General features: G+C 65.0%; 24 protein-coding genes. 14 read left to right on the top strand and 10 right to left on the bottom strand.

Going from position 1 to position 26,699, the window contains the following annotated elements:
- Positions 1 to 98: 98 nt before the first annotated feature.
- Complete coding sequence (locus tag AB0362_RS11030) at positions 99 to 758, top strand: hypothetical protein (protein WP_366235606.1); 660 nt, start codon at positions 99 to 101, stop codon at positions 756 to 758.
- Here the strand turns inward: AB0362_RS11030 and AB0362_RS11035 are convergent.
- Complete coding sequence (locus tag AB0362_RS11035; RefSeq protein WP_068050479.1) at positions 755 to 1,189, bottom strand: SRPBCC family protein; 435 nt, start codon at positions 1,187 to 1,189, stop codon at positions 755 to 757. The two genes, AB0362_RS11030 and AB0362_RS11035, sit on opposite strands and share 4 nt — an antisense overlap.
- Before the next feature lie 257 nt (positions 1,190 to 1,446).
- Here AB0362_RS11035 and AB0362_RS11040 point away from each other — a divergent pair, with 257 nt between their 5' ends.
- On the top strand, positions 1,447 to 2,892 hold the full coding sequence (locus AB0362_RS11040) for an FAD-binding oxidoreductase (protein WP_366235607.1): 1,446 nt from the start codon (positions 1,447 to 1,449) through the stop codon (positions 2,890 to 2,892).
- On the top strand, positions 2,889 to 4,205 hold the full coding sequence (locus AB0362_RS11045) for a class I SAM-dependent methyltransferase (protein ID WP_094638728.1): 1,317 nt from the start codon (positions 2,889 to 2,891) through the stop codon (positions 4,203 to 4,205). Before AB0362_RS11040 ends, AB0362_RS11045 begins: the two co-directional genes overlap by 4 nt.
- Before the next feature lie 54 nt (positions 4,206 to 4,259).
- Here the strand turns inward: AB0362_RS11045 and AB0362_RS11050 are convergent, their stop codons facing one another.
- Entirely contained in the window at positions 4,260 to 5,042 is a 783-nt protein-coding gene (locus tag AB0362_RS11050) for an alpha/beta fold hydrolase (RefSeq protein WP_366235608.1), read from the bottom strand.
- Positions 5,043 to 5,071: 29 nt separating this feature from the next.
- The gene (locus AB0362_RS11055; protein WP_366235609.1) at positions 5,072 to 6,004 is read right to left on the bottom strand and encodes an oxygenase MpaB family protein; all 933 of its coding nucleotides are present in this window, start codon (positions 6,002 to 6,004) and stop codon (positions 5,072 to 5,074) included.
- A 23-nt stretch (positions 6,005 to 6,027) separates the two neighbouring features.
- Between AB0362_RS11055 and AB0362_RS11060 the strand changes: the two genes are divergently transcribed.
- The 3 genes from AB0362_RS11060 to AB0362_RS11070 are packed head-to-tail and all read left to right on the top strand — an operon-like array spanning position 6,028 to position 9,303.
- Positions 6,028 to 6,600 (top strand): TetR/AcrR family transcriptional regulator, encoded by a 573-nt coding sequence (locus tag AB0362_RS11060; RefSeq protein ID WP_149407274.1) that lies wholly within the window; start codon positions 6,028 to 6,030, stop codon positions 6,598 to 6,600.
- 27 nt (positions 6,601 to 6,627) lie between these two features.
- The gene (locus AB0362_RS11065) at positions 6,628 to 6,888 is read left to right on the top strand and encodes an acyl-CoA-binding protein (RefSeq protein WP_032379982.1); all 261 of its coding nucleotides are present in this window, start codon (positions 6,628 to 6,630) and stop codon (positions 6,886 to 6,888) included.
- A gap of 48 nt (positions 6,889 to 6,936) precedes the next feature.
- Positions 6,937 to 9,303 carry an FdhF/YdeP family oxidoreductase gene (locus AB0362_RS11070; RefSeq protein ID WP_366235610.1) on the top strand — a complete coding sequence of 789 codons (2,367 nt, stop codon included), beginning with the start codon at positions 6,937 to 6,939 and terminating at the stop codon, positions 9,301 to 9,303.
- A gap of 8 nt (positions 9,304 to 9,311) precedes the next feature.
- On the opposite strand, the gene AB0362_RS11075 is transcribed toward AB0362_RS11070, so the two are convergent.
- The 3 genes from AB0362_RS11075 to AB0362_RS11085 are packed head-to-tail and all read right to left on the bottom strand — an operon-like array spanning position 9,312 to position 11,944.
- Positions 9,312 to 10,130, bottom strand: coding sequence for an oxygenase MpaB family protein (locus AB0362_RS11075; protein WP_366235631.1), 819 nt, complete (start codon positions 10,128 to 10,130; stop codon positions 9,312 to 9,314).
- Positions 10,127 to 10,762 carry a GntR family transcriptional regulator gene (locus AB0362_RS11080; protein ID WP_366235611.1) on the bottom strand — a complete coding sequence of 212 codons (636 nt, stop codon included), beginning with the start codon at positions 10,760 to 10,762 and terminating at the stop codon, positions 10,127 to 10,129. Before AB0362_RS11080 ends, AB0362_RS11075 begins: the two co-directional genes overlap by 4 nt.
- 6 nt (positions 10,763 to 10,768) lie before the next feature.
- The gene (locus AB0362_RS11085) at positions 10,769 to 11,944 is read right to left on the bottom strand and encodes an acyl-CoA dehydrogenase family protein (RefSeq protein WP_317533253.1); all 1,176 of its coding nucleotides are present in this window, start codon (positions 11,942 to 11,944) and stop codon (positions 10,769 to 10,771) included.
- A 123-nt stretch (positions 11,945 to 12,067) separates the two neighbouring features.
- On the opposite strand from AB0362_RS11085, the gene AB0362_RS11090 reads away from it, so the two are divergent.
- Together AB0362_RS11090 and AB0362_RS11095 are read left to right on the top strand one after the other, a co-directional pair.
- A complete protein-coding gene (locus tag AB0362_RS11090) occupies positions 12,068 to 13,564 on the top strand; it encodes an aldehyde dehydrogenase family protein (protein WP_149407270.1) in 1,497 nt (498 codons plus the stop codon).
- 2 nt (positions 13,565 to 13,566) lie between these two features.
- Positions 13,567 to 14,463 (top strand): oxygenase MpaB family protein, encoded by an 897-nt coding sequence (locus tag AB0362_RS11095; RefSeq protein ID WP_366235612.1) that lies wholly within the window; start codon positions 13,567 to 13,569, stop codon positions 14,461 to 14,463.
- Between the two features lie 12 nt (positions 14,464 to 14,475).
- Here AB0362_RS11095 and AB0362_RS11100 read toward each other — a convergent pair whose 3' ends face one another.
- Positions 14,476 to 15,663: a TetR family transcriptional regulator gene (locus AB0362_RS11100; RefSeq protein WP_366235613.1), complete on the bottom strand. Its 1,188-nt coding sequence runs from the start codon at positions 15,661 to 15,663 to the stop codon at positions 14,476 to 14,478.
- 188 nt (positions 15,664 to 15,851) lie between these two features.
- Here AB0362_RS11100 and fadD5 point away from each other — a divergent pair, with 188 nt between their 5' ends.
- From fadD5 to AB0362_RS11125, 5 genes are all read left to right on the top strand, one after another.
- A complete protein-coding gene (gene fadD5 / locus AB0362_RS11105; RefSeq protein WP_366235614.1) occupies positions 15,852 to 17,408 on the top strand; it encodes a fatty-acid--CoA ligase FadD5 in 1,557 nt (518 codons plus the stop codon).
- Between the two features lie 246 nt (positions 17,409 to 17,654).
- A complete protein-coding gene (gene mihF, locus AB0362_RS11110) occupies positions 17,655 to 17,969 on the top strand; it encodes an integration host factor, actinobacterial type (RefSeq protein WP_008712632.1) in 315 nt (104 codons plus the stop codon).
- A 67-nt stretch (positions 17,970 to 18,036) separates the two neighbouring features.
- On the top strand, positions 18,037 to 18,519 hold the full coding sequence (locus AB0362_RS11115; protein ID WP_149407266.1) for a cation:proton antiporter regulatory subunit: 483 nt from the start codon (positions 18,037 to 18,039) through the stop codon (positions 18,517 to 18,519).
- Between the two features lie 20 nt (positions 18,520 to 18,539).
- Positions 18,540 to 19,712 carry a cation:proton antiporter gene (locus tag AB0362_RS11120; RefSeq protein ID WP_149407265.1) on the top strand — a complete coding sequence of 391 codons (1,173 nt, stop codon included), beginning with the start codon at positions 18,540 to 18,542 and terminating at the stop codon, positions 19,710 to 19,712.
- A gap of 12 nt (positions 19,713 to 19,724) precedes the next feature.
- Positions 19,725 to 20,387 (top strand): GntR family transcriptional regulator, encoded by a 663-nt coding sequence (locus tag AB0362_RS11125; protein WP_179272177.1) that lies wholly within the window; start codon positions 19,725 to 19,727, stop codon positions 20,385 to 20,387.
- Positions 20,388 to 20,453: 66 nt separating this feature from the next.
- Here AB0362_RS11125 and AB0362_RS11130 read toward each other — a convergent pair whose 3' ends face one another.
- Entirely contained in the window at positions 20,454 to 22,589 is a 2,136-nt protein-coding gene (locus tag AB0362_RS11130; protein ID WP_366235615.1) for a 3-hydroxyacyl-CoA dehydrogenase NAD-binding domain-containing protein, read from the bottom strand.
- A gap of 9 nt (positions 22,590 to 22,598) precedes the next feature.
- Positions 22,599 to 23,810 carry an acetyl-CoA C-acetyltransferase gene (locus AB0362_RS11135; RefSeq protein WP_149407263.1) on the bottom strand — a complete coding sequence of 404 codons (1,212 nt, stop codon included), beginning with the start codon at positions 23,808 to 23,810 and terminating at the stop codon, positions 22,599 to 22,601.
- A gap of 234 nt (positions 23,811 to 24,044) precedes the next feature.
- On the opposite strand from AB0362_RS11135, the gene AB0362_RS11140 reads away from it, so the two are divergent.
- Complete coding sequence (locus AB0362_RS11140) at positions 24,045 to 24,281, top strand: hypothetical protein (RefSeq protein ID WP_068050455.1); 237 nt, start codon at positions 24,045 to 24,047, stop codon at positions 24,279 to 24,281.
- A gap of 12 nt (positions 24,282 to 24,293) precedes the next feature.
- On the opposite strand, the gene AB0362_RS11145 is transcribed toward AB0362_RS11140, so the two are convergent.
- Positions 24,294 to 26,693, bottom strand: coding sequence for a DNA polymerase III subunits gamma/tau (locus tag AB0362_RS11145; protein WP_366235616.1), 2,400 nt, complete (start codon positions 26,691 to 26,693; stop codon positions 24,294 to 24,296).
- Between the last annotated feature and the right edge of the window lie 6 nt (positions 26,694 to 26,699).

Raw genomic sequence — 26,699 nt, forward strand, 5'->3', positions numbered from 1 at the left:
TGGGTCGAAGCGATCCCCAGCGTAGTCGCACGAAGGTCCGCGGACGCCGCGCCACACAGCTGAGGATGCGTCACAACTGAGGCGCGTACCATCCTCGAATGCACGAACCGACGAACCCCGAGGGTCGCTCCCCTCGCAAGCGTCGGGTGACGCCCCAGACCATGGCCGAGGCGGGTATTGCGCTGACGCTGCCGAAGGTGTCGGTGAAGTCGGTGGCCGAAAGCCTGGGCGTGTCGATCGTCGCCATCTACAACAACATCGACGATCTCTGCTCCCTCAAGGCGCTCGTGGCGGAGGAGATTCTGCGGAGGTGGTCGCCGCCGCTTCCCGGTGACGACGAATCCATGCACGACGCGTTGCTGACCCTCGCTTCCGCGATGCGCGAGCTGGTTCACTCCAACCCGGGCATCGCGGAGTATCTGATCGGCCTGACTCCCAGCTCGATCGACGCCATCCGTATGGCCGACTCGGTGCAGACGCGCTATCGAACTCGATACGACCTCACTCCGAAGCAGGCGACGTGGGCTGTCATCACCGTCTGCGAGCATGCGCTGGCCTTGGCCGAGATGGTCTACAACTCTGCTCGACGCGATCGTGAGTACGACGACGCGATCGCGGCGCGCACCGACCTCGATACATTGCCGGGGGCCTACGACACGGTCGACCGTGGACCCGACGGGATGTTCCTGTGGTCGATGCGCACCGTGGTCGTCGGAACACTCGAGCTCATCGAGGCCCCCGACTTCGAGCAGGCTTAGATCAACTCGCGGCGCAGGTTCTCCAGCGTCGCGGCCTGGATCTTCTTCAGTCCCAGCGGTGCGAAGGTCTTCTCGAAGAATCCGCCGATGCCGCCTGCACCCTTCCACTCCGTCGTCGTGGTGACCGTGGTGCCCGCGCCGTCCGGGGCGACCGACCAGGTGGTGACCATGGAGGAATTGGCGTCGCGTTCGGTGATGGTCGATCCGGCGACGGTGACGGTCGCGGCGACGTTGCGCACTCGCTTCTCGGTGGCCTGCAGGGTCCATGTGGCCACGGTTCCGTCTCCTTGCCCGCCCTGGACCACCTCGTAGTCGCGGTACTGCTCGGGGAGGATGCGTGGGCGCACCGTCTCGTAGTCGGCGAGCGCAGCGAGCACTCGATCCGGTGTGGTGGCGATGGTGGCGGAACTGGATGCACTGACCTGAGCCACGGAAACGTTCTCCTTCGATAGCGAACGGGATGTGCGTCCATACTGCCTCGCCGCGCACGCGCGGCAGGCATCCCGCCGGACCGTGTGTGATGTGCTTCACACACATATTTCTCATCCCGCAAAACACATGCATGACGCAACCATTTGTCCGATTTACTCCGATTCTCCGCGGAGATTCGGCAACAGTTGCGTGAAGTTTCACCGGTCGGACGCCGATGCCGGTGGATACCACGCGGTACGAGATATAGCGTCTGAGTGTGGCTTCAGTGAATGCTCTTCTCGGACGACGGCCAGAACCGAGGGAGAGCGGTTACGCAGCGCACCGGTCGGGTGTCGAGCAGCTGCTTCGCAGCTATCGCGCAATTCCCGCCGATGCGACGGTGCGTCTGGCGAAGAAGACGTCCAACCTGTTCCGGGCCAGGACGACCACCACCACACCGGGGCTCGACGTGTCGGGCCTGAGCAAGGTCATCACCGTCGATCCCGCCTCGCGCACAGCAGATGTCGCCGGAATGTGCACCTACGAGGACCTGGTCGACGCGACGCTTCCCTACGGCCTGGCACCCCTCGTCGTCCCGCAGCTCAAGACGATCACCCTCGGCGGAGCCGTCACCGGACTCGGCATCGAGTCCACGTCCTTTCGTAGTGGACTCCCACACGAATCGGTGCTCGAGATCGATGTCCTCACCGGCAGCGGCGAGATCGTCACCGCAACACCGGAGGGCGAACACGCAGATCTCTACTGGGGCTTTCCCAACTCGTACGGAACCCTCGGCTACTCCACTCGGCTGAAGATCCAGCTCGAACCCGTGTTGCCGTATGTCGCGTTGCGCCACCTGCGATTTCACGATCTCGATACCCTGCAGTCCACGATGGACCGCATCGTCGAGCAGCGCGAGTACGACGGCATCGAGGTCCAGTACCTCGACGGTGTGGTCTTCAGCGCCGACGAAAGCTACCTCACCCTCGGCGTCCAGACCGACGAACCGGGACCGGTCAGCGACTACACCGGTGCCGACATCTTCTACCGCTCGATCCAGCACGCGTCGGACACACCGAAGACCGACCGCCTCACCATTCACGACTACCTGTGGCGCTGGGACACCGATTGGTTCTGGTGCTCCCGAGCGTTCGGAACACAGAACCCGAGAATCCGACGCTTCTGGCCGCGCAAGTACCGGCGCAGTAGTTTCTACTGGAAACTGATCGGCCTCGATCGTAAGTACGACATCGGCGATCGACTAGAGAAACGCAAAGGAAATCCGCCGCGCGAACGCGTCGTGCAGGATGTCGAGGTTCCGATCGAGCACACCGCAGGCTTCGTCGCGTGGTTCCTCGACAACATCCCGATCGAGCCGTTGTGGTTGTGCCCGTTGCGTCTTCGTGAGCCCGCAGCACCGGGCGCAAATCCGGCCAGGCCGTGGCCGCTGTACCCACTCGAACCCAAACGCACCTACGTCAACATCGGCTTCTGGTCTTCGGTCCCGATCGTTGCAGGCGAACCAGAGGGTGCCGCGAACCGCGCCATCGAGAAGAAGGTCACCGAGTTCGACGGGCATAAATCGCTGTACTCGGACGCTTATTACACCGAACATGAATTCGCCGTTCTGTACGGCGGCGATCGATACGAAGTGTTGAAGAAGAAATACGATCCCGAATCCCGATTGTTGGATTTGTACTCGAAGGCGGTGCAACGCAGATGACGACGTTCAAGGACTCCGGCAATCGCACGGTGAACGGTGCCCAGAAGCTCAAGATCTCCGAGATTCTCGAACTGATCTCCGACGGCAACATCCCACTGCGCTTCACCGCCTACGACGGCAGCACCGCAGGACCCGAGGACGCGAGAATCGGCCTCAACCTCAAGAGCCCCCGCGGAACCACCTATCTCGCAACCGCTCCCGGCGATCTCGGCATGGCGCGCGCGTACGTCTCGGGCGATCTCGAAGCAACGGGAGTCCATCCGGGCGACCCCTACGAGCTGCTGGCGCTGATGGGCGACGAGCTGCACTTCCGTCGCCCCTCGGCGATGACGCTGACATCGATCGCCCGTTCGCTCGGCTGGGATGTGTTGCGGCCCATCGCTCCCCCACCCCAGGAAGCGATTCCGCGGTGGCGTCGCATCGCAGAAGGTCTGCGCCACTCCAAGACTCGCGATGCCGAAGCGATCCACCATCACTACGACGTGTCCAATGCCTTCTACGAGAAGGTGCTCGGCCCCTCCATGACGTACACCTGCGCGGCGTTCGAGAGCGCCGATCAGTCGCTGGAAGCCGCACAGGAGAACAAGTATCGCTTGGTGTTCGACAAGCTCGGCCTGCAACCGGGTGATCGCCTGCTCGACATCGGCTGCGGTTGGGGCTCGATGGTGCGCTACGCCGCCCGCCGCGGAGTGAAGGTGATCGGTGTGACGCTCTCCCAGGAGCAGGCGTCGTGGGCACAGCAGGCCATCGCCGACGAGGGCCTGTCAGAGTTGGCCGAGGTGCGCTTCTCGGACTATCGCGACGTGCCCGAGACCAACTTCGACGCCATCTCCTCCATCGGGCTGACCGAGCACATCGGCGTGCACAACTACCCGTCGTACTTCACGTTCATCCAGTCCAAGCTGCGCGACGGCGGCCGGCTCCTCAACCACTCGATCACCCGGCCGGACAATCGCGCACACGCCAAGGCCGGCAGCTTCATCGACCGGTACGTCTTTCCCGACGGCGAACTCACCGGCTCGGGCCGCATCATCACCGAGATCCAGGACGTCGGACTCGAGGTTCGTCACGAGGAGAACCTGCGCGAGCACTACGCCTTGACGCTGGCCGGATGGTGCCGGAACCTCGTCGAGAACTGGGATGCCTGCGTCGCCGAAGCCGGTGAGGGAACAGCCCGCGTCTGGGGCCTGTACATGGCCGGGTCCCGGCTCGGCTTCGAGCGCAATGTGGTTCAGCTGCACCAGGTTCTGGCCGTCAAGCTCGGACCGAAGGGACAGGCCGACGTTCCTCTGCGGCCCTGGTGGAACGGCTGACCCTTGTGAGCGGAAACTCGACCCCTGCTACGAGGTTCCGCGCACATGGGAGCGTCAGCGACCCGTTCCCCGCAGGATGACCCGCGCGGTCTCGGTCGGCTGATCCCAGTGCGGGAAGTGTCCGCATTTGTCGAACCAGTGCAGGGTGGCGTCGGGGAATCGCTCCAACGCCACTGTGGCCTGGCTGGGTGTGGTGACCTTGTCCTGACGGCCCCAACCGATGAGCAGCGAGCCCTGCAGGGAACCTTTCGGGGAACCCTGTTGCTTCGGCCCGTGGATCAGCGCCTTGCGTGCGGCGTCGAGCGAAGGTGATGTCGTGGAGGAGAAACCCTTGAGCTCCTGCTCGACCAGCCCACTCGGAAGTTTCCAGGGCGCAGCCGAGAACTGCGCCAGTGCAGCAGTTCTGGTGACCGGGTTGCCGGCCAGAAACGGTACCAGCGGCTGCACGTTCTTCATCAGCGCCAACGATGCGGTGATCGTGGCCCCGAAGATCTTGACCTGCCGGTCGTTCCAGAACCCGCCGGGATCGAGCGCCACCATGGATCCGCGGTGACCGCGGCGGGCCAGCTCGACGACCATTCGCGCACCCATCGAACTGCCGACGAGATCGGCGTCGGACAGCCCCTCGCTGTCGAGAAATTCCCGCAACGCGTCGGTCAACGTCGCGATGGAGACCTCGGCCAGAGGCGGAGTCTGCCCGAACCCGGGTAGGTCGAGGGCGATGACCTCTCGGTGCTTGACGAGGGCGGGCACGATGGGGTCCCAGTTGCGGTGCGAGGAACCGAGACCGTGGACGAGGACCAGGGGCTTTCCGGTGCCGGTTCTGACGTTGTACATACCCCGCGTTGTACCCCGAGCGCGCCGATCTACACCTTCGGGCTGTAGTGCGACGGGTCCGTGCGGCGTTCCACCGGCGGCAGATTGCGGGCCGGCGTATGGACCAGCGGTGACGTCGGGTCGATCCGGCCCCGAACACGATCCCATCCGGCGCGGCCTCGCGGGTGCAGTCGCCGTCGCGGCGGAACCAACCCGAACACCAGGTTCACTGCCTTGCCGAACAACGCCAGGCGCTTCTCGTCCTGGGCAGACCAGCTGTAGCCCAGGAGTCGGCGTACCGGCTCGTCGTAGAGCCCGACGGTGATCCAGACGAACAGCCTCGCCACCGGACGCCGGAACACGGCCCAGATCGGCTCGGGCAGCCAGGCCGCATACGGCGGTGGTCCCAGCTTCGACAGGTCCAACACCCCGCGGGCGGCTATGTTGTCCTCCAACACGTGTCGGCACATGTGATCCCAGTACTGCTGGAACTCCGGCCAGGTGGCAGGCACCGACCGCATGCTCATGCCGTAGAGGCGATACCACTGCACGTGCTCGTCGAACAGCTGCACCTTCTGAGCCTCGGTCAGCCCGCCCATGAAGTGGTCTGCAGTGAGCACCGTGCCCATGAAGAAGGTGGCGTGCGCCCAGTAGAACGTGTCGGGATCGAGCGCGTGGTACTTGCGGCCCTTGGAGTCGATTCCCTTGATGTTCGTGTGATAGCCGCGGACCTGCAGTGCGGTCTCCTCGGCCCGATCGCCGTCGAACACGACCCCACCGATGGGGTACAGGGACCGGTACAGACGCTGCCAGCGCTCGTCGAAGAACGTGGAGTGTTGCTCCACCCCGGCTCCGAGCCCTGGGTGCATGTTCTGCATCGACCCTGCCCAGACGCCCTGCAACATCCCTCGCCAGTCGCCGAAGTACTTCCAGGTGAGCGAATCCGGACCGAGCGGGACGGGTCGATCGGGCTGACTACGCATGTTGTCAGACTAGGGTTGACAACATGCGTAGTCAACAGTTGGAGGAACGCAGATCCAAGCGCTACGACGCGTTGCTCGCGGCCGGGGTCGAGCTCCTCGGCTCGCCGGACGGTCCGGCCGTCAACGTGCGGGCCGTCTGCCGTACCGCCGGCCTGACCGAGCGGTACTTCTACGAGAGCTTCGCCGACCGCGACGCCTTCGTCCGCGCGGTGTACGCGTGGGTGGGCACCAGAGCACAGGGCGCCTTGCTCGACGCCGTGATGCAGGCGAGCACTGCCGAGGACACCATCGCCGCGCCGGTACGCGCATTCGTCGAACTCATCATCGACGAGCCGCGAACCGGACGGGTGCTGCTCATCGCGCCGTTGGCCGAACCGGCGCTGAGCCGACGCGGCCTCGATCTCCTGCCCGGCTTCGTCGAACTGGTGCACTCCCAACTGCCCGACAGCGAAGATCGACAGCTGATCGCCGTCGGAACCGTCGGGGCGTTGACGGCCCTGTTCATCGGCTATCTCGACGGCACGCTCACCGTCACCCGCGAAGCCCTCGTGGCGCACTGCATTCGGCTGATTTCCGAGGCCTCCGTGCGAGGATGACACCACCTCTAACCGAAGGAGTTCTTCATGTCCGATCTCGACCAGTCGTTCGCCGACGCGCAGGTAGACGTCAAGAAGCTCACGTCCAAGCCGAGCAACGACGACCTACTGAGCCTGTACTCGCTCTACAAGCAGGGTTCGATCGGTGACGCCTCGGGTAAGCGGCCCGGACGACTGGACATGGTGAACCGAGCGAAGTTCGATGCCTGGGCGAAGCTCGAAGGTACGAGCCAGGATTCGGCGAAGCAGCAGTACGTGGATCTGGTGACCAAGCTCCTCGCCGGCTGAGCCAACGGCTATGGTCGAGTGCGGGGGTAACGCAACGAAGGGACCCGCATGAGACGCACCGACAGCGACGTCGACGAGGCCGAGCTCGACATCGAAAAGCCGAAGACCCACGCGGCAGGCCCCGTCGCCGTCGCAGTGTCGATGAAGCGAGCGCTCGGGCACATGGGCCCGAAGCGCACCGCGCAGACGCTGCTCAAGCTCAACCAGGCCGAGGGTTTCGACTGCATGAGCTGCGCGTGGCCCGACCCCGATCCGGGCCACCGGCACGCAGCGGAGTTCTGCGAGAACGGCGCGAAGGCCGTTGCCGAGGAAGCGACGACGACGCGGGCGACGCCGGAGTTCTTCGCGCAGCACAGCATTGCCGAACTCGACAGCCACACCGAACACTGGCTGGGCCAGCAGGGCCGGATCACGCACCCGATGATCAAGCTGCCCGGCGGCAGCCATTACGAGCCCATCGAGTGGGACGACGCGTTCCGCCTGATCGGCGATGAGCTGAAGTCCCTCGCGAGTCCCGATGAGGCCATCTTCTACACCTCGGGTCGCGCCTCGAACGAGTCCGCATTCACCTATCAGCTCTTCGCCCGGGCGTTCGGCACGAACAACATGCCCGACTGTTCCAACATGTGTCACGAGTCGACGTCCATCGCGCTGCAGGAATCGATCGGCATCGGCAAGGCCAGCGTCACGCTCGACGACGTCCACAATGCCGAACTGATCATCCTCGCCGGTCAGAATCCCGGAACCAATCACCCCCGCATGCTCTCGGCCCTCGAGATGGCCAAGCAGAACGGCGCAAAGATTCTGTCCATCAACCCACTTCGCGAAGCGGGTCTGCTGAACTTCAAGAACCCGCAGACCCCGCGGGGCATGGTGGGCCCGGGAACGGACCTGTCGGATCTGCACCTGTCGATCAAGATCAACGGCGACCTTGCACTCTTCCAGGCCATCGGCTCGTTGCTGGTGAAGTGGGATGCACTCGATCACGAGTTCCTCGACAACTACACCGTCGGCTTCGACGCATGGAAGGCGCACGTCGCCGAGGTCGACTGGGATCTCGTCACCGAGGTGACCGGACTGTCGGTAGCGCAGATCACCGAGGCAGCCGAGATGTTGCGCGACTCCAAGGCAACGGTCTTCTGCTGGGCCATGGGTCTGACGCAGCACCGCAATGCCGTCGCGACCATCAAGGAAGTCACCAATCTCGCGTTCGCACAGGGCAACATCGGCCGGGCAGGTGCCGGGCTGCTCCCCGTGCGCGGCCACTCGAACGTGCAGGGCGACCGGACGATGGGCATCTGGGAACGCCCGCCGGTGGCCTTCCTCGACGCCATGGCTGCGGAATTCGACTTCGAGCCGCCGCGCGAGCACGGCTTGGACACCGTCGATTCCATCCGGGCCATGCGCGACGGTAAGGCGCACTTCTTCCTCGGCCTCGGCGGCAACTTCGTCCAGGCGACTCCGGACAGTGACGTCACCTTCGAGGCACTGCGCAAGATGCGGATGACGGTGCAGATCTCCACCAAGATCAACCGCTCGCACCTCGTCTGCGGCGAGACGTCGATCATCCTGCCGACTCTGGGCCGCACCGAGAAGGACGTGCAAGCCAGTGGTGAGCAATGGATCTCGGTCGAGGACTCCACGTGCTCGGTGCATTCCTCGCGCGGACCGTTGAAGCCCGCGAGCGAGTTCCTTCGTTCCGAGGTCGCGATCGTCAGCGGCATCGCCGAGTCGACACTCGGCAACCGATACGGTCTCGACTGGAAGGGTTTCCGCGACGACTACCGCAACATCCGCAAGCACATCTCCCGCGTCGTCGCCGGTTGCGAGGGTTACGAGGTCAATGTTCGACGCCCCGGCGGCTTCGTGCTTCCGCATCCGCCGCGCGACAGCCGGACGTTCGAAACCAAGAGCGGCCTGGGCGAATTCGCGGTCTCACCGATCGATGTGCTGCAGGTTCCGCCGGGCCATCTGATCCTGCAGACGCTGCGCAGCCACGATCAGTTCAACACCACCATCTACGGACTCAGCGACCGTTACCGCGGCATCGAGAACGGCCGACGCGTCGTCTTCGTGCACCGCGAGGACATTTCGGCGCTCGGCTTCCGCGACGGCGACATGGTCGACCTCGTCACCAAGTGGGACGACGACGACGTGGATCGGTGCGCGCCGTCGTTCCGCATCGTCGAGTACGACACCCCGCGTGGGTCGGCCGCTGCGTACTATCCCGAGACCAATCCTTTGATCCCGCTGGATTCGACTGCGCTGCACAGCAACACCCCCACCTCGAAGTCGGTCATCATCGCGATGGTTCCGGCGGGAACAGGCGTGCAGGGTACGGCGAACGGTCATCAGGACAACGAGGGATCGGACGAGGGGCACAAGTCGCACCCGCAGCCGCATCATCTGAGCTGAGGCTCGTACTAGACCAGTGCTCGCCCCGAGCGAATCCGACGCTCGACATCGCGGAGCAGGATGTTGAACGGAAATGCGCGCACGACGGGCGGCGACACCCGGTTGAGCAGGGACGCGCTGCGCAGCAACAGCGCAAACCGTCTCTGCTTGACCGGGTCCCAGGCCAATTCCATCTCGTCCCGAAATCGCTGGGGTAAGAATCCGGTCGTCACGAAGCGGAAGAACGGCCCGATCAGCGGATGTAGTACCGCCGGCTTGGTGAACGTCGCCGAGGCGATGCCGTGCAGGTAGCGCCGGATCGTCGGGTCGATATGAATGTCGTCGAGCGCTGCGTCCCAGTACTTCTCGAACGCTGCTCGATCTGCGGGCCACATCTCGGGTGGCATCTGAAGCGTCGAGCCCAGTACGTGGCATGCCTGGTACATCTCGTCCACGGTGTCCGGATCGGGTGGCCCGTACAAGGCGGCGTACACATCCTCGAGACCGCGGTAGAGGCACGCCGCCACCCACAGCTGCAGGGTGGGATCGAAGGCGCTGTACTTCACCGGACTGTCCGGCGTCGACTTCACGGCTGCATGAGATCGGTTGGTCGCCTTGCGGTATGCGGCCTTGGTCTCGTCGTCACCCATACCCGCGACGGCGAGATAGGACAACGTGGTTCGGGTGCGCTTGATCGGGTGCCGGTTGATCTGTCCGGATTCGACACGGCTCTCGAACACCCCATACCCGACGGCCGGGTGCCCCAGTTGCATGATGACGTTCGCCGAGCCGGCGAGCAGCCCCAGTCCGGTCATGGACTTGCGCAGAAAATCCGGATCGCCGGTCACGACGGCGTCGATTCCGCACCGATGTCCCACTGCCGGAACTGTCGACGCATCACGTCGTCGGCGGCCTCGACATCGCGTCGCGCAAAGGCGTCGATCAGTTCTTCGTGACTGCGCACTGCATCTTCACCCCATCGCTTGTCGGTCGCGTACAACCGCGGCGTGTATCTGACCGCACCGAGGAGGAACCACGCCAACTTGGTTCCGCCTGCGATCTTGTTCACGAATCGGTGGAACTCGAACTCGTAGTACTCCACCGATTCGGTATCCGAGCGGGCCACGGCGTCACGGAGACCGTCGTTGAGTGCTGTCAGCCGATCCAGGTGCTCGGGTGTGATGCTGCGAGCGGCCCGACCGGCGAGTGTGCCGGCGATTGTCCCCTGCAGCCAGAAGATGTCGTCCACATCCTGGCGCGACAGCTCACCGACGCGGTAGCCGCGTCGAGGCACCTGCTCGACGAGCCCTTCCCCGCGCAGCGAAACGAGTGCTTCGCGCACCGGAGTGGCACTGACGCCCAACTCCGCCGCCGTCTCGTCGATTCGCACGAATGCCCCTGGCTCGAGCGCACCCGTGACGATCTGCTGGCGAATACTGGCGGCGACATCCTCCGCGAGCTGTGGTCGACGACGCAACACGATGACCTACAGCCCGTACGTCTTGCCGATGATGTCGCGCTGAATCTCGTTGGTACCGCCGTAGATCGAGGACACGAGAGTCGTCCGGACATGCTTTTCCATGTCGAACTCGGTGGCGTAGCCGTAGCCACCCATCATCTGCATGCCTTCGAGCGCCACCTTCTTGGCGGTCTCGGTGAGCTTGAGCTTGGCCATCGATGCCTCGCGCGGGAAGAGTTTCGTCGGGTTCTCGTCGACCAACCGAGCCACGTGGTAGACCAGCAGCCGTCCGCACTCGATCTCGGTGGCCAGATCGGCGATGCGATGCCGCAGTGCCTGGAACGTTCCGACGGGCCGTCCGAATTGCTTGCGCTGGGTGATGAAGTCGAGTGTGTCTTCGAATGCTCGTTGCGCCGTACCGAGCATCATCGCCGCGAGAATGAGGCGCTCGATGTTCAGACCGGTCATCAGCTGAGACCACCCCTGCCCTTCCACCCCGACCACCGCGTCCTCGGGCAGCGCGCAGTCGGTGAAGTACAAATCGTTGACTTCCTTGCCGCCCATCGTGTCGATGCCGACGATGTTCAGGCCCTCGACATCGGCCGGAACGTCGAACATCGTCAGGCCTTCGTGCTTCCCACCCGCTCTGCCTCCCTGGGTCGCTCCGCCGGCTCCGCTCCTGCCGGTGCGTGCGACGAGCAGGATCCGATCGGCGAAGTGCGCATTGGAACACCAGGTCTTCTGGCCGTTGATCAGCCAGCCGGTGTCGGTCTTCTCGGCGCGGCAGCTGAGGTTGCCGACGTCCGAGCCTGCCTCCGGCTCGGACATCGAGATCGAATAGCTCCGCCCGGCGACGATGCCGCCGAGAACGGTCTCCTTCTGTGTGGGTGTGCCGAATTTCTCGTAGGCCGCACCGGTGATCAGGGTGGGTCCGATGCCGCCGATGGGAGCCATGGCCTTGGCAGATTCTTCGAGCAGAATGCACAGGTCGACGGTGCTGCCGCCCGCCCCGCCATGCTCCTCGGAGATGATCGCACCCAGCCAGCCCAGCTCGGCCATCTTGTCGTAGAGCGCCTGGTTGTGGGTGTGCTTGCCGTGCTCGGTGAGCGCGTCCCTCTGGGCGCGGGTACCGGCTTCCTTGGCGCAGAAGGACGCGACAGCCTGGGCGAACGCGGTCTGTTCCCGGGTGAGATCGATACTCATGAATCGGCTCCTGCACATCGAGGCGGCGGGGGTTGTAGCAACCGAATCGGACGCATAGTGTGTCCTGGACAACATTCAATCACATCAAATATATGTGATGCGATCTGCTGGAGGATAGAGCCCGTGACGGACCAGATCGAACGAACGAACGAGAGCACCTTCGAAAGCCTCGACCCCAGAACAGGTGTCGCACTCGCCACGTATCCGATCGCGGGCACCGCAGAAGTCGACGTCGCCGTCGCTCGCGCCCGGTCGGCCGCGCGCTGGTGGGACGTACAGGGCTTCGTCGGACGCAAAAGGTGGTTGCTCGAATTCAAGTCCGCCATCGCCAAGGACGCCGCAAGCCTCGCTACCGTCATCGCCGCCGAAACCGGCAAGCCGGACGAGGACTCTCTGCTCGAGGTCATGCTCGGCGTCGAACACCTCGACTGGGCGGCCCGCAACGCCGAGAAGATCCTGCGGCAGCGCAAGGTCGGATCGGGCCTGCTCGCCGTGAACCAGAAGGCCTACGTCGGGTACCGCCCGTTCGGTGTCGTCGGAGTGATCGGCCCCTGGAACTACCCGCTCTACACACCGATGGGGTCGATCGCGTACGCCCTCGCGGCAGGCAACACCGTCGTGTTCAAACCGAGCGAACTGACGCCTGGCGTCGGGACCTGGTTGGCCGAGAAGTGGCAGTCGCTTGCCGCTCCACACCCGGTGTTCCAGACGATCACCGGCGACGGATCCACCGGCACCGCCCTCGTCGAATCCGGTGTCGACAAGATCGCGTTCACCGGATCCACCGCCACGGCCAAGAAGGTCATGGCCACCTGCGCGAAGTCGCTGACCCCACTCGTCGCCGAGTGCGGCGGCAAGGACGCGATGCTCGTCGATGCAGACGCGGACATCACTGCCGCAGTGGAATTCGCGACGTTCGGTGCGATGGGCAACGCCGGCCAGACCTGCGCGGGCGTCGAACGCATCTACGTCGCGGCGCCGGTGTACGACCGCTTCGTCGGCGAGTTCACCGCCGCGGTGAAGGCGCTGAAGCCCGGCGGAACGAAGACCTCGTCCTACGGTCCGATGACGCTGGGTAAGCAGAGCGACATCGTGCGCGGCCAGATCGAGGACGCTCTGGCCAAGGGCGGCAAGGCGGTCGTCGGCGGACTCGACTCGTTGCACGGTCCGTACATCGACCCGGTGGTTCTCACCGACGTACCCGAGGATTCGACGGCGATCACCGAGGAGACCTTCGGTCCGACCGTGGTGGTCAACAAGGTTCGCGATCTGGACGAGGCCATCGAACGCGCCAACGCGTCCAAGTACGGACTCGGCGCATCGGTGTTCACCCAGGACGGAGCGGTGGGCAGACGCGCCGCCGAGAAGCTCGATTGTGGTGTCGTGACGGTCAATTCGGTGCTCGGCTTCGCCGGTGTTCCGGCGCTGCCCTTCGGCGGCACGGGCGACTCGGGATTCGGCCGCATCCACGGTGCCGACGGCCTCCGTGAATTCAGCACCGTGAAATCGTTGACCGTGCAGAGTTTCGCAGCTCCGGTCAATCTGCTGACGATGAAGCGCAAAGCGCGAAACATGAAGCTGTCCGTGCTGGCGCTGAAGCTTCGTCACGGACGGGGCTGAACATGGACATCAAGCCGAAGAAGGGGCGCTTCGGCTGGCTCCGCCGCATCGAGGAACTCGACCCGGTGCGGGATTGCCACACGATCCACCGCATCACCGCCGGCTACGAGTTTCCGTGGGACTACCAGCGTGCACTCGAATTCGCGTTGTTCCGTACCTACTGTGTGCCGACCATCTCGGCACTGTTGGTCAGGACCGGCGAATTCGAGAACAGGCCGCAGAAGCGCTACGACGACACCGCGCTGCTGATGGCCGAATTGCTCGAGCACGGATACGACTCCGAGCGGGGCCGCGAATCGCTTCGGATGGTCAACCGGATGCACGGGCAGTTCGACATCTCGAACGACGACATACTCTACGTGTTGACGACGTTCATCTACGAGCCGATCGAGTGGATCGACACCTACGGATGGCGTCGCCTGCATCCGAAGGAACGACTCGCAACGTTCCACTTCTACTGCGAAGTGGGAAAGCGGATGGGAATCAAGAACATTCCCTCCTCGTACACGGAGCTCGCGCAGTTCAAGCTCGATTACGAGGAGCGCACGTTCCGCTTCAGCGAGGACAACCGACGGATCGGCACGTACACCCTCGAGCTGTACTGCTCGTGGTACCCCGCCGCGTTCACCCCCGCCGTGAAGCAGGCAGTCTTCGCATTGCTGGACGACCGGATGGCGGGTGCCTTCGGCTTCCCGTCCGGCTCGGCGACGATCGAGCGGGCCGCCGTGCGGGCTCTGCGTGCCCGAGCCCGCGTGGAGCGGTTCCTCCCCAAGCGGACGCGATCGCGGGCCACCGCCGACGCGTCGAACAAGACCTACCCCGGTTATCCCGTCGGCTACCGCCCTCGGGATCTGGGAGCTGGTACGTGCCCGTACACCGCCGTGGCCACGCCTGCCTGAGTCCGGCGGCGATCACCCCAGCAGTACCGCCGTCATCGTCTGCTGCACCCGGGCCATGGTTCGGTCGGAGCGCTCGAACCGCACCGTGCGACCGACGTCGAAGACCAACCCGAGAGCGGCGTGGATCAGAAATTTCGAGACCACCACGCTCGTGTTCGGCCGTGCTTCCCGCAGTAGTTGCGCCCAGCCGTCTATGTTGTGGCGCTGAATTCTGCGCAGCGTCGTCCGCCGATCGGCCGGTAGATTTCCGATCTCGGCGAAGTACACGGCCACGAGTTCGCCCTGCCGGAAGGTCAATTCGGTGTACAGCCTGGCGAACGTCCGCACCGCGTCGACCGGGGAGCTCGAGTGCTCGAGCGCACCGGCCAGGGTGTCGGTGAGCTGGTCGTTGGCACGGTGCAACGCAGCCTCGAGCAGTTCGGCCTTGCTGGGGAAATAGCGGTACACACTGGAGGCAGTGATCGACGCCGCTGCGCCGATGTCGTCCAGGCCCACCTCGTGGTAGCCGTGCAGGTAGAACAGCCTGATCGAATGATGCAGCAGCTCTTCGTGTTTCGATGCATGCTCGAGCACGGATTCGCGGTGAGGAGATGCGCTGCCCTGCTGCGGAAGTTCGGTCCACAGAACCGACCGTGCGGCCGCGAGCATCGACTCCTCGATCTGCTTGGCCGACAACGCCGATCGATGCGCGGTGATGCTGGCGACCACACTGATTGCCGCGGTGGCCAGCAGCGCTGCATCGGATTCGGACAGATCGGGGCGAAGCTGTCGCAGCGGGACCGTCATCCGCTCGTGCACCGTTCGCAGCGCTCGGCGTAAGTACTCACGGTCCGAACCGACGAGATAGCGCCCCTCCCATCGATACAACCCACCGGTGCGCCGATTGTCGAGGGTGGTGGCGATGATGGCACCGATGACCGCGTCGATGCGAGCCTGCGGATCCTCCACATCGATAACGGCCGGATCGGTTGCCGCGGTCAACGAGTCGGTCATCCGCATGACGGTGTGGACGAACAGGGAGTACTTGGTGGGAAAGTGCCGGTACAGCGCGGGCCCGGAAATGCCGACGGTGGCGGCGATGTCCTCGATTCCGACGGGGTGATAGCCGCGCTCGCTGAAGGCCTCGGCCGCGGCCACCAGAATCTGCGCCTTTCGATTCCGTGGCCGACGCCGCTGCGCCGTCGTACCTGTCTCGTTCATCGCCTGCCCTTGCACCGCCGGTCGTCTCGATTCCCCATAGTAGCGGCATCGATGCGAATGATCACAAACTTATTGCAGCGCTGAGCTGCAGGAATGCAGTCGACGAAGCTCCGGACAAAGCGGTGGCCGGTCTGTAGGCTGCATCACATTCGATCCCCTGCCCTTACCGCTGACGAGAGGAACCGGCGATGGCCGCTCACCCGAACGAACCCGGGTTGTCCAACCGAAACAACTGGAACAACCACGTTCGACGGCACGCCCTCATGCAGCCCGACGCCGTGGCGCTCCGGTTCCAGGGGCGATCGATCACGTGGCGCGAACTCGACGACCGCGTGTCGAGATGCGCAGGCGTTCTGCAGAGCCGCGGAATCGGATTCGGCGACCGGGTGTTGATCGTGATGCTCAACCGACCCGAGTACCTCGAGGCGGTGCTGGCAATCAATGCGCTCGGGGCTCTGGCAGTGCCGGTGAACTTCCGGATGACTCCGCCCGAGGTGGCCTTTCTGGCGCAGAACAGTGGCTCTACCCTGGTGATCACCGATGACACTCTCGCTCCGCTGGCCGAAGCAGTTGTGGCGCAGAGTGATTCACTGAACGGGATCATCACCGTCGGGGACGACTACGAGGCGCTGCTGTCCGCGGCTGAGCCGGCGGACACCGTCGACGTTCCGGACGACGCCCCGGCCTTGATCATGTACACCTCGGGTACCACCGGAAGACCCAAGGGCGCGGTCCTCACGCACGCGAACATGCAGGCCCAGGCCTTCACCTGCATCCGGGCACTACAAATGAGCGCCACCGACGAGGTCGGTTTCTGCGCCTCACCGATGTTCCACATCGCCGCACTCGGCAGTCTCGCACCCAGCCTTCTGCTCGGCATTCCCACCGTCGTCCACCCGGTCGGTGCCTTCGATCCGGGCACCCTGCTCGACGTACTCGCCGCCGAGGGCGTCACCAATCTCTTCCTCGTCCCCGTGCAATGGCAGGCGATGTGCGCCGAGCAGGCCGCCAACCCGAGAGAACTTGCCCTGCGGGTCATTTCCTGGGGTGCCGCCCCGGCCTCCGACACCGTCCTTCGCGCGATGTCGACAACGTTCCCGGGAGCGCTGAACGTCGCGGTCTTCGGACAGACGGAGATGTCGCCCATCACCTGCGTGCTCGACGGCGTCGACGCACTGCGCAAACTCGGCTCCGTCGGACGCGTCATCCCGACCATCGCCGCGCGCGTCGTCGACGACGAGATGAACGACGTGGAGCAGGGCGAGATCGGCGAAATCGTCTATCGAGGGCCCACATTGATGCAGGGCTACTGGGAGAACCCGGACGCGACGGCGGACGCATTCCACGGCGGCTGGTTCCACTCCGGCGACCTCGTACGCCAGGACGAGGAAGGCTTCGTGTTCGTCGTCGACCGCAAGAAGGACATGATCATCTCCGGCGGCGAGAACATCTACTGCGCCGAAGTCGAGAACGTCCTGTTCTCCCACCCCCGAATCCTCGAGGCCGCGGTGATCGGCCGCCCCGACGACAGATGGGGTGAGGTGCCCGTCGCGGTGGTCGCACTGCACGATTCGCCCGGCACCCCGGACCTGACACTCGACGAGCTTCTCGTGTGGCTCGGCGACCATCTCGCGCGGTTCAAACACCCCAAGGATCTGGTCGTCGTCGACGCCCTCCCACGCAACGCGAGCGGCAAGGTGGTCAAGGTCGCACTCCGGAAGACCTACTCGCCGGCACCTGCCTGAAAGGCGGGCAGGGAGGCGTCGGACATGCCCGGTACACGACGCCCTTCGAGAGCCGACACGGGGCCGAAGTGCTGGTCGGGGCACACCCCGAATCGGATAGGACGTAGCCTGGCTGGGAAGGTTCGGTGGCTCGACCGGAATGACAGTCGTGTTGTTCGGTTAGATTGGGAGAGCCACCAGGCACGATGCAAGAGGGTCGAGACCTGTCAACGAGCGACGGGTCACCACAATCGAGGAGAACAGGCCATGGCTTTACCAGTATTGACACCGGAACAGCGCACCGCGGCGCTGGCCAAGGCGGCCGAGGCACGCACTGCGCGGTCGAAGCTGCTCGCATCCGTCAAGTCCGGCGAACTCAGCGTCGCTGACGTTCTCGCCAAGGCGGAGAACGACGAGATCGTCAAGAAGACCAAGGTGTCCGCCCTGATCAAGGCCCTGCCGGGTGTTGGTTCCGTGCGCGCCGCACAGCTGCTCGAGCAGCTGTCCATCGCCGATACCCGCCGTATCGGTGGCCTCGGTGCAAACCAGCGCGAAGCCCTCCTGGCTGCCGTCGCATCCTGATCGACATGGGTCGGGCTCACACCCGATCCTGCGATAATGCGTTGCCTGCAGGGCTAGCATTTCGACCATGAACGTCGAAGTGACCCTGCTGCCGGGAATCGGGGTGCGGAAGGATTTCGCCCTCGCTTCCGGGCGTCGCATAGGCGTCATCACCCGCAAGGACGGCGCGAACGAGTTGATCGTCTCGCGCAAGGACGACCCCGATGCGACGCAGGAATCCATCACGTTGAGCAATGAGGAAGCGGCGGCTCTGGGCAATCTGCTCGGGTCGCCGCAACTCATCGCTCAGCTCGGGGAACAGCATCGCGACCTCCCCGGAATCCACACCCGCCAGCTCCCCGTCAGGAAGGGCTCGCGTTTCGACGGTCGCCCCCTCGGCGATACCGGGATGCGCACCAAGACCGGCGTCTCGATCGTCGCAGTGATGCGCGCGGGCCAAGTACAACCGTCACCCACTCCTGGCTTCACCCTCGTCTCCGGCGACCTGCTGGTCGCCGTCGGAACCGCCGACGGTTTGGACGCAGCTGCCAAGATCCTCGGCAATGCCTGACAATCGTCGGGTCTGACCCGGTGGCCGAGACTGCACTCGCTCTGACCGAACTGGGAGCGGTGTTCTTCGTCCTCGGCCTACTCGCCCGCGTGGCAGGCAAGTTCGGGGTCTCCCCCATTCCCTTCTATCTTCTCGCCGGTCTCGCCTTCGGAAACGGCGGAATCGTCAGCCTCGGCGGCATCGACGAATTCAGTGAGATCGCCAGCGAAATCGGCGTCATCCTGCTGCTGCTCCTGCTCGGACTCGAGTACACCGCCACCGAACTCGTCACCGGACTGCGCCGATCCTGGCTGGCGGGCCTGGTCGACATCGCTCTGAACTTCACTCCAGGCGCAGTGGTGGCATTGATACTCGGCTGGGGCGGCGTCGGAGCACTGGTGATGGGCGGTGTCACCTACATCTCGTCCTCGGGCATCATCGCCAAGGTCCTCACCGACCTTGGCCGGCTCGGCAACCGAGAAACCCCCATCGTGCTCTCCATCCTGGTGTTCGAGGACCTCGCGATGGCCGTCTACCTGCCGATCCTCACCACCGTTCTGATGGGTGCCAGTTTCCTCGGCGGGCTCGAAGCTCTCGGAATCTCGTTGCTGGTGGTCACGATCGTCCTGGTCATCGCTCTGCGCTACGGCAGCTCGGTCTCCGCGCTGCTCGACAGCAAGGACCGTGAGGTCATGCTCCTCAACGTCCTCGGCGCTGCCCTGCTGGTGGCCGGAATCGCGTCGGAACTGCAGGTCTCGGCAGCCGTCGGCGCATTCCTGCTCGGTATCGCGATCTCCGGCTCGACGGCCGCCAACGCCACCCGCGTTCTCGAACCCCTCCGAGATCTGTTCGCGGCGATGTTCTTCGTGGTGTTCGGGCTCGCCACCGATCCGGCAACCATCCCGCCGGTGCTCGGCTGGGCTATCGTCCTGGCGGTCGCCACCGCGGCGACCAAGATCGCGACGGGCTGGTGGGCGGCCAGGCGTCAAGGAATAGGGCGACCGGGCCGACTGCGCGCCGGTGCGGCCCTGGTGGCCCGCGGCGAGTTCTCCATCGTCATCGCCGGGCTGGCCGTGGCCGCGGGTGCCGTCGAGGGCGAGCTGGCTGCTCTGGCCACGGCATACGTGCTGCTGATGGCCATCCTGGGGCCCATCGCGGCCCGAGTCGTCGAACCGGTCGCGAAGGTCCTCCTTCGCACGAAGCCCGCCGTGTGATTGGCTTTCGGAATGGTGGACAAGCGTCGAGCATCGGTTCTGCGCCGACGGCCGCAGCTGTCGGAGGAGGTGGCCAACCACGTCCGGCATCTCGTCATGTCCGGCGAAGTGAGCCCAGGCGACTTCATCCGACTCGACGAGACCGCCGCCGAACTCGGCGTGAGCGTCACTCCGGTCCGCGAGGCACTGCTGACGCTGCGTGGTGAGGGCATAGTCGAACTCGTCCCGCATCGCGGATACAAGGTCTCGCCACTGACGCCGAGCGACATCGTCGACATCTTCTGGCTGCAGGGGCACATCGCCGCCGAGCTGGTTCGCCGCGCCGCGCCGAAGATCACCGAGGCCGAGCTCGACCGGCTCGCCGAGCTCACCGCCGCGCTGTCGGTCGCCGTCGAGAACGGTCGGCCGGAGGACGTCGAGAACTGCGAGTTCGAGTTCCACCGAGTCCTCAACCGACTCGCCGAATCCGCGAAACTGGCGTGGTTTCTCAACAACGCCACCCGCTACACACCCACCCGCCTCTACGCCACCGACCGCGACTGGGGCCGAGCGACAGTGCGCAACCACGAGGCCCTCATCGAGGCACTCCTTCGAAACGACATCGACGCCGCCTGCGAATTGATGAAGCAACAATTCACAGACGGCGCCGAGAGGTTGATCGCGCACCGCGGTTGAGTGCGCTACGCGCAGTGGTGCGGTTAGGTGCCACGGGCGGCACATAACCACACCACTGCCTTGGCACTAGCGCAGCGAGGCGGGAACCTGGAAGCGATCGCCGTACTTCTTCGCCAATTCGTCTGCACGAGTGACGAATCCGGCCTGACCACCCGGGTAGCCGACGACGTACTGGTGCACGCCTCCGGTCCAGGCGGGGAATCCGATGCCGAAGATCGAGCCGATGTTGGCGTCGGCGGTGGTGTTCAGGACACCCTCGTCGAAGCACTTCTGCGTCTCGATGGCCTCGATGAACAGCATGCGCTCCTTGAGGTCCTCGAACGGGATGTCCGCCGAGCCCGACTTGAACGCATCACGCAGTCCGGGCCACAGTCCGGCGCGCTTGCCGTCCTCGTACTCGTAGAAGCCCGCACCCTTGGCCTTCGACGGACGCTCGAACTCGTCGACCATCTTGTCGATGACGGCACCGGCCGGATCCTCGGGAGGACTCTGACCCGCGGCGATGAGCGCGTCGTAGGTCTCCTTGCGGATCTTCTGCATCAGGTTGAGCGTGAGCTCGTCCGAGAGCTGCAGCGGCGCAGCCGGGTAACCGGCCTGCAGACCGGCCTGCTCGATGGTCGACGGCTCGACGCCCTCGCCCAACATCGCGATGGCCTCGTTGATGAACGTGCCGATGACACGCGAGGTGAAGAAGCCGCGACTGTCGTTGACGACGATCGGGGTCTTCTTGATGAGCTGCACCAGGTCGAATGCCTTGGCCAAGGCTGCATCCGACGTCTTCTCGCCGCGAATGATCTCCACCAGCGGCATCTTGTCCACGGGTGAGAAGAAGTGGATTCCGATGAAGTCTTCCTGACGCTTGATGCCCTGAGCGAGGCTCGTGATGGGCAGCGTCGAGGTGTTGGAACCGAGCAGCGCCGTCGGATCGACGAGGTCCTCGATCTCCTGGAACACCTTCTGCTTCAACTCCTCCGACTCGAAGACGGCCTCGATGACGAGGTCTGCGCCTTCGACGTCCTTGGCGTCGGCCGTCGGGTGGATACGGGCCAGCAGAGCGTCGGACTTCTCCTGGGTGGTCTTGCCACGGGAGAGCGCCTTGGCTTCGATCGCCTCGGAATAGGCCTTGCCCTTCTGAGCCGATTCGAGGGCAACGTCCTTGAGCACCACATCGATTCCGGCCTTGGCACACACGTACGCGATACCCGCGCCCATCATGCCTGCGCCGAGAACCGCGACCTTGGTGAACGTGGTCTTCTCGATGCCGTCCGGGCGGGACTTACCGGCGTTGATCGCCTGCAGGTCGAAGAAGAACGCCTGAATCATGTTCTTGGACACCAGTCCGGTGACCAACTCGGTGAAGTACCGCGACTCGATGGTGCACGCATTGTCGAAGTCGACCTGCGCACCCTCCACTGCCGCAGCGAGAATCGCGCGCGGAGCCGGCATCGGTGCGCCCTTGATCTGCTTGCGCAGGTTGGACGGGAATGCAGGCAGGATCTGCGCGAGCTTCGGGTTGGACGGCGTACCGCCGGGGATCTTGTAGCCCTTGACGTCCCACGGTGCGACGCCACCCTCGGGGTTGGCCTTGATCCACGCCTTGGCGGCGGGCACCAATTCGTCGATGCTGCCGACCAATTCGTGAATCAGACCGATCTCGAGAGCCTTCGCCGGACGGAACCGGGTGCCCTGGGCGAGGACGGTCATGAAGCCGGTCTGGATGCCGAGCAGTCGCGTGACGCGAGCAACGCCGCCGCCGCCGGGAAGCAGTCCGAGCGAGACCTCGGGCAGACCGATCTGGACGCCGGAAACATCGGCCGCGATGCGGTGATGCGTCGCGAGGGCGATCTCGAGTCCGCCGCCGAGTGCTGCGCCGTTGATGGCGGCCACGACTGGCTTACCGAGCTTCTCGATGCGACGCAGCTGCCCCTTGACTTCCTGAACCTCGTCGAACACCTGCTGGGCGTCCTCGGGCTTGGCTGCGATGAGGGTGTGCAGATCGCCGCCGGCGAAGAACGTCTTCTTGGCGGACGTGATCACGACACCGGTGATGGAGTCGACCTCGGCCTCGAGGCGTTCGACGGTGGCACCCATCGAGTCCTTGTACAGCTGGTTCATCGTGTTGGCGCCCTGGTTGGGGTCGTCCATTGTCAGCGTGACGATGCCGTCGGCGTCCTGGTCCCACTGAATCATGTTGTTGCTCATGCCTTTACCTCAGACTCGCTCGATGATGGTGGCAACGCCCATGCCGCCGCCGATGCACAGGGTGATCAACGCGTAGCGACCGCCGCGGCGCTCGAGCTCGTCGAGCACGGTGCCGGTGATCATCGCGCCGGTAGCTCCCAAGGGGTGGCCCATGGCGATGGCTCCGCCGTTGACGTTGAGCTTCTCGTTCGGGATCTTCAGATCCTTCTGGAACCGCAGCACGACGGACGCGAACGCCTCGTTGAGCTCGAAGAGATCGATGTCGTCGACGGTCAGCCCCGCGGTGGCGAGAACCTTCTTCGACGCCGGGGTCGGCCCGGTCAGCATGATGGTCGTGTCGGCACCGCTGGTGGCCGTGGCGACGATGCGCGCCCGCGGAACCATGTTCAGATCCTTGCCGGCCTGCTCGCTGCCGACGAGGACGAGTGCTGCGCCGTCGACGATGCCGGAGCTGTTACCGCCGGTGTGGACGTGTTCGATCTTCTCGATCCAGTGGTACTTCTGCAGTGCGACGTCATCGAATCCGCCCATGGCAGCGATACCGGTGAAGGCCGGGTTCAGCTTGCCGAGCGATTCGACGGTACTGCCCGGACGCATGTGCTCGTCCTGATCGAGGATCAGCAGACCGTTCTGGTCGGTGACCGGTACGACGGACTTGGCGAAGTATCCACCCGACCACGCTGCTGCGGCACGCTCCTGCGACTGCGCGGCGTAGGCGTCGACGTCTTCACGGGTGAAGCCCTCGATGGTGGCGATGAGGTCGGCACCGATGCCCTGCGGGGCGAAGTAGGTGTCGTAGTTGGTGGCGGGGTCCATGGCCCACGCGCCGCCGTCACTGCCCATCGGCACACGCGACATCGATTCGACGCCACCGGCGACGACGAGCTCGTCCCAACCCGAACGCACCTTCTGCGCGGCCAGGTTGACGGCCTCGAGGCCGGACGCGCAGAAACGGTTGAGCTGGAAGCCGCCGACGGTGTCGGGCATCTTCGCAGCGAGCACGGCAGTGCGGGCAATGTCGGCACCCTGGTCTCCGACGGGCGAGACCACTCCGAGGATGAGGTCGGAGATCCGGTTCTCGTCCATGTCGGGGAAACGTCGACGAAGCTCGTCGATCAGGCCGGTCACCAGGGAAATCGGCTTCACCGAGTGCAGGGAGCCGTTCTTTCCTTTGCCTCGGGGAGTCCTGATGGCTTCATAAATGAATGCCTCTGTAGTCACAGCGCGCAGTTCCTTCCACATTCTCGATCGGCGTCGCCGTCGCCGTGCTGGCCGACCGCGTCGATGCGAGGCCACAACAGACCTCAGCTCACTTCACAGTAGGGCCGCGGGTCGATCCGACATAAGGACCGAAACGAGCGTTCTCCATGACCGGCGCGGAAGTTCAGGTTTGAACGAAGTCGGCATGGGACACTCGGATAGATCAGATCTACCGAGCGCGGAAGAAGACCCTCCATGGAAACCGACAACGAACTGACCGTGGGCGCCCGCGTCAAAGTACGCATTCACACCACCGGCACCGACGACGAGTCCGGTCAGGACGCCTACGAGACCGGAGCCATCGTCGAGGACTTCGGCGTGCAGACCCCCGACACCACGTCGAGGGAATGGGCGGTGGCACGGCGTTGGGCCGTGGCACTCGACAGTGGCCGCCTGGTGTTCGCCGACAACGAGGATCTCACCGTCGGCTGAGTCACCCGTCGATCAGATCTCTTTGAGCGGTACCGCTCCCAGTTCGCTCACCAGCAGCTCCATCGCGACTGTCTCCGGGTCCCGGCGAACCGTGGGATCGGCAGGCTCGGCGGCAGCCTTGAGCAACTCTTCCTCGTCCTCCGGGGTCTCCGGCGGCGGTGGCCCTACCGGCTCGGGCTCGTCCGGATAGTCCGGGGCTTCGGGCATCGGAATGTCGTCCGCCCCGATGCCGGCCGAGGATCCGTCGCCCGCTGATCCGAACCCGTCCGACGTGGGACGGGGAGCCCCTGCCTGGCTCGGCCTCGAGAACTTCGGCAGCGACGCGGGTTTCGCTGCCGGTTCATCTTTTTTTGCTGATGACTGTTCCGGTGGTGCCGCGGCACCGACCAGACATACCACCGACCATTCGACGCCGAACACGTCACGCAGAGCGTCGCGAATGACGTCGGCGTTGCGGGGTTCCTCCAGCCGCTTGGCCAACGGTGCCGAGTCGTGGCCGAGCGTGATGGTGCCGTTCTCGACGGCACGCACCGAGGCTCCGGAGAGCATCACCTCGACGGTCCGGCTCCGCTCCCGTACTTTCGTACGCACCTCGGACCACACCGCGCGAACCGCAGCTGCGTCGGGTTCGTTCGACGCGGGGGCAGGGGCCGCCACGGGCTCCGGTTCCGACTCGAACACGGGATCCGGTTCGGGACCGTAATCGTCTTCGGGCTCCGGCGGAAAGTCCTCATGTGACGTCGAGGCAGTTGGTGCAGCCGGGGCGACCGGGGCAGCCGGGGCAGCCGGGGCCGCCGGGGCCGCCGGGGCCGAATCCTGTTGCACGGCAATGGGTTCCGGGACGGACTCAGGCTCGGGTGTCGGTGCCGGCTCGGGTGTTGGTGTGGGCTCGGGCGTCGGTGTGGGCTCGGGTGCCGGAGCTGGCTCAGGTGTGGGCTCGGGTGCCGGAGCTGGCTCAGGTGTGGGCTCGGGCTCCGGTGTTGGTGCGGGTGTCGGAACCGGTTCAGGTTCAGATGTCGGCTCGGGCGTGGGTGCCGGTGTGGGAACTGAGACTGCGGGAGCGGCTGCCACCGGAGCTGGTGCCGGTGCCGGTGTCGGCGCTGTCGGCTCTGCGGCCGGTGGGCGCTGTGACGGTCGCTGGAATTTGCTCACCGGTGCCGGACCCGAGGGTGCGGGCTCCTCGGTGGGTTGCAGTTGCGGTCGCGTCGGATCCGCAACTGCCTGGGCGACGGCTGCCTGCTCCCCCGCCGGAAGGGTGACGTCCAAGCGACGTTCGACGCGTTCGAGTCGTTGCAGCACCGCCGATTCCGCGTCGGAGGCCGAGGGCAGCAGCATGCGGGCGCACATCACTTCGAGCAGCAGACGCGGGGCGGTGGCACCACGCATCTCGCCGAGTCCCGAGTGCACGATCTCGGCGTAGCGAGTCAGCGTCGCCGAGCCGAGCAGATCGGCCTCGTCACGCAGTCGCTCGAGTACGTCGCCCGGCACGTCGACCAGACCGCGTTCTCCGGCGTCGGGCACGGCCTTCATCAGGATCAGGTCTCGCATGCGATCGAGGAGGTCGATGGCGAACCGGCGTGGGTCGTGGCCGGCGTCCATCACCTTGTCGACGGTGCCGAACAGTGCGCCGCCGTCGCCCGCAGCCAATGCGTCCACGGCCTCGTCGATCAGCGCGACGTCGGTGACGCCGAGCAGCGACAGTGCTCGCGGGTACGTGACGCCTTCCGGACCGGCTCCGGCCAGGAGCTGATCCATGACGCTGAGCGAGTCACGGGGCGAGCCGCCGCCGGCGCGGATGACCAACGGGTAGACCGCGTCTTCGACCGGGACCTGTTCCTGGCCGCAGATCTTTTCCAGCAGAACGCGCATCGTCGACGGCGCGAGCAGCCGGAACGGGTAGTGGTGGGTACGCGAGCGGATGGTGGGGAGAACCTTCTCGGGTTCGGTGGTCGCGAAGATGAAGACGAGGTGCTCGGGCGGTTCCTCGACGACCTTGAGCAACGCGTTGAAGCCCGCCGGGGTCACCATGTGTGCCTCGTCGATGATGAAGATGACGTAGCGCGATTCGGCCGGGGCGTACACGGCCTTGTCTCGCAGATCACGGGCATCGTCGACGCCACCGTGGCTGGCCGCGTCCATCTCGACGACGTCGAAGTTGCCGGGTCCACCGGGGGCGAGGGCGACACAGGAGTTGCACACGCCGCAGGGCGTCGACGTGGGACCTTCGGCGCAGTTCAGCGATCGGGCGAGGATCCGCGCCGAGGAGGTCTTTCCGCAGCCGCGCGGCCCGGAGAAGAGGTAGGCATGGTTGATTCTGTTGCTGTCCAACGCCACGCTGATCGGCTCGGTGACGTGCTCCTGACCGACGACCTCGGCGAACGTCGCAGGACGGTACTTCCGGTAGAGGGCCACGCCCGA

The sequence above is a fragment of the Rhodococcus sp. NPDC079359 genome (assembly GCF_040702585.1).
GTDB lineage: Bacteria > Actinomycetota > Actinomycetes > Mycobacteriales > Mycobacteriaceae > Rhodococcoides.

Coding starts and splice junctions, on each gene's coding strand:
- AB0362_RS11030 (WP_366235606.1), top strand. CDS start 99: ATGCACGAACCGACGAACCCCGAGGGTCGCTCCCCTCGCAAGCGTCGG.
- AB0362_RS11045 (WP_094638728.1), top strand. CDS start 2,889: ATGACGACGTTCAAGGACTCCGGCAATCGCACGGTGAACGGTGCCCAG.
- AB0362_RS11050 (WP_366235608.1), bottom strand. CDS start 5,042: ATGTACAACGTCAGAACCGGCACCGGAAAGCCCCTGGTCCTCGTCCAC.
- AB0362_RS11055 (WP_366235609.1), bottom strand. CDS start 6,004: ATGCGTAGTCAGCCCGATCGACCCGTCCCGCTCGGTCCGGATTCGCTC.
- AB0362_RS11060 (WP_149407274.1), top strand. CDS start 6,028: ATGCGTAGTCAACAGTTGGAGGAACGCAGATCCAAGCGCTACGACGCG.
- AB0362_RS11065 (WP_032379982.1), top strand. CDS start 6,628: ATGTCCGATCTCGACCAGTCGTTCGCCGACGCGCAGGTAGACGTCAAG.
- AB0362_RS11070 (WP_366235610.1), top strand. CDS start 6,937: ATGAGACGCACCGACAGCGACGTCGACGAGGCCGAGCTCGACATCGAA.
- AB0362_RS11085 (WP_317533253.1), bottom strand. CDS start 11,944: ATGAGTATCGATCTCACCCGGGAACAGACCGCGTTCGCCCAGGCTGTC.
- AB0362_RS11095 (WP_366235612.1), top strand. CDS start 13,567: ATGGACATCAAGCCGAAGAAGGGGCGCTTCGGCTGGCTCCGCCGCATC.
- AB0362_RS11100 (WP_366235613.1), bottom strand. CDS start 15,663: ATGAACGAGACAGGTACGACGGCGCAGCGGCGTCGGCCACGGAATCGA.
- fadD5 (WP_366235614.1), top strand. CDS start 15,852: ATGGCCGCTCACCCGAACGAACCCGGGTTGTCCAACCGAAACAACTGG.
- mihF (WP_008712632.1), top strand. CDS start 17,655: ATGGCTTTACCAGTATTGACACCGGAACAGCGCACCGCGGCGCTGGCC.
- AB0362_RS11115 (WP_149407266.1), top strand. CDS start 18,037: ATGAACGTCGAAGTGACCCTGCTGCCGGGAATCGGGGTGCGGAAGGAT.
- AB0362_RS11125 (WP_179272177.1), top strand. CDS start 19,725: ATGGTGGACAAGCGTCGAGCATCGGTTCTGCGCCGACGGCCGCAGCTG.
- AB0362_RS11130 (WP_366235615.1), bottom strand. CDS start 22,589: ATGAGCAACAACATGATTCAGTGGGACCAGGACGCCGACGGCATCGTC.
- AB0362_RS11140 (WP_068050455.1), top strand. CDS start 24,045: ATGGAAACCGACAACGAACTGACCGTGGGCGCCCGCGTCAAAGTACGC.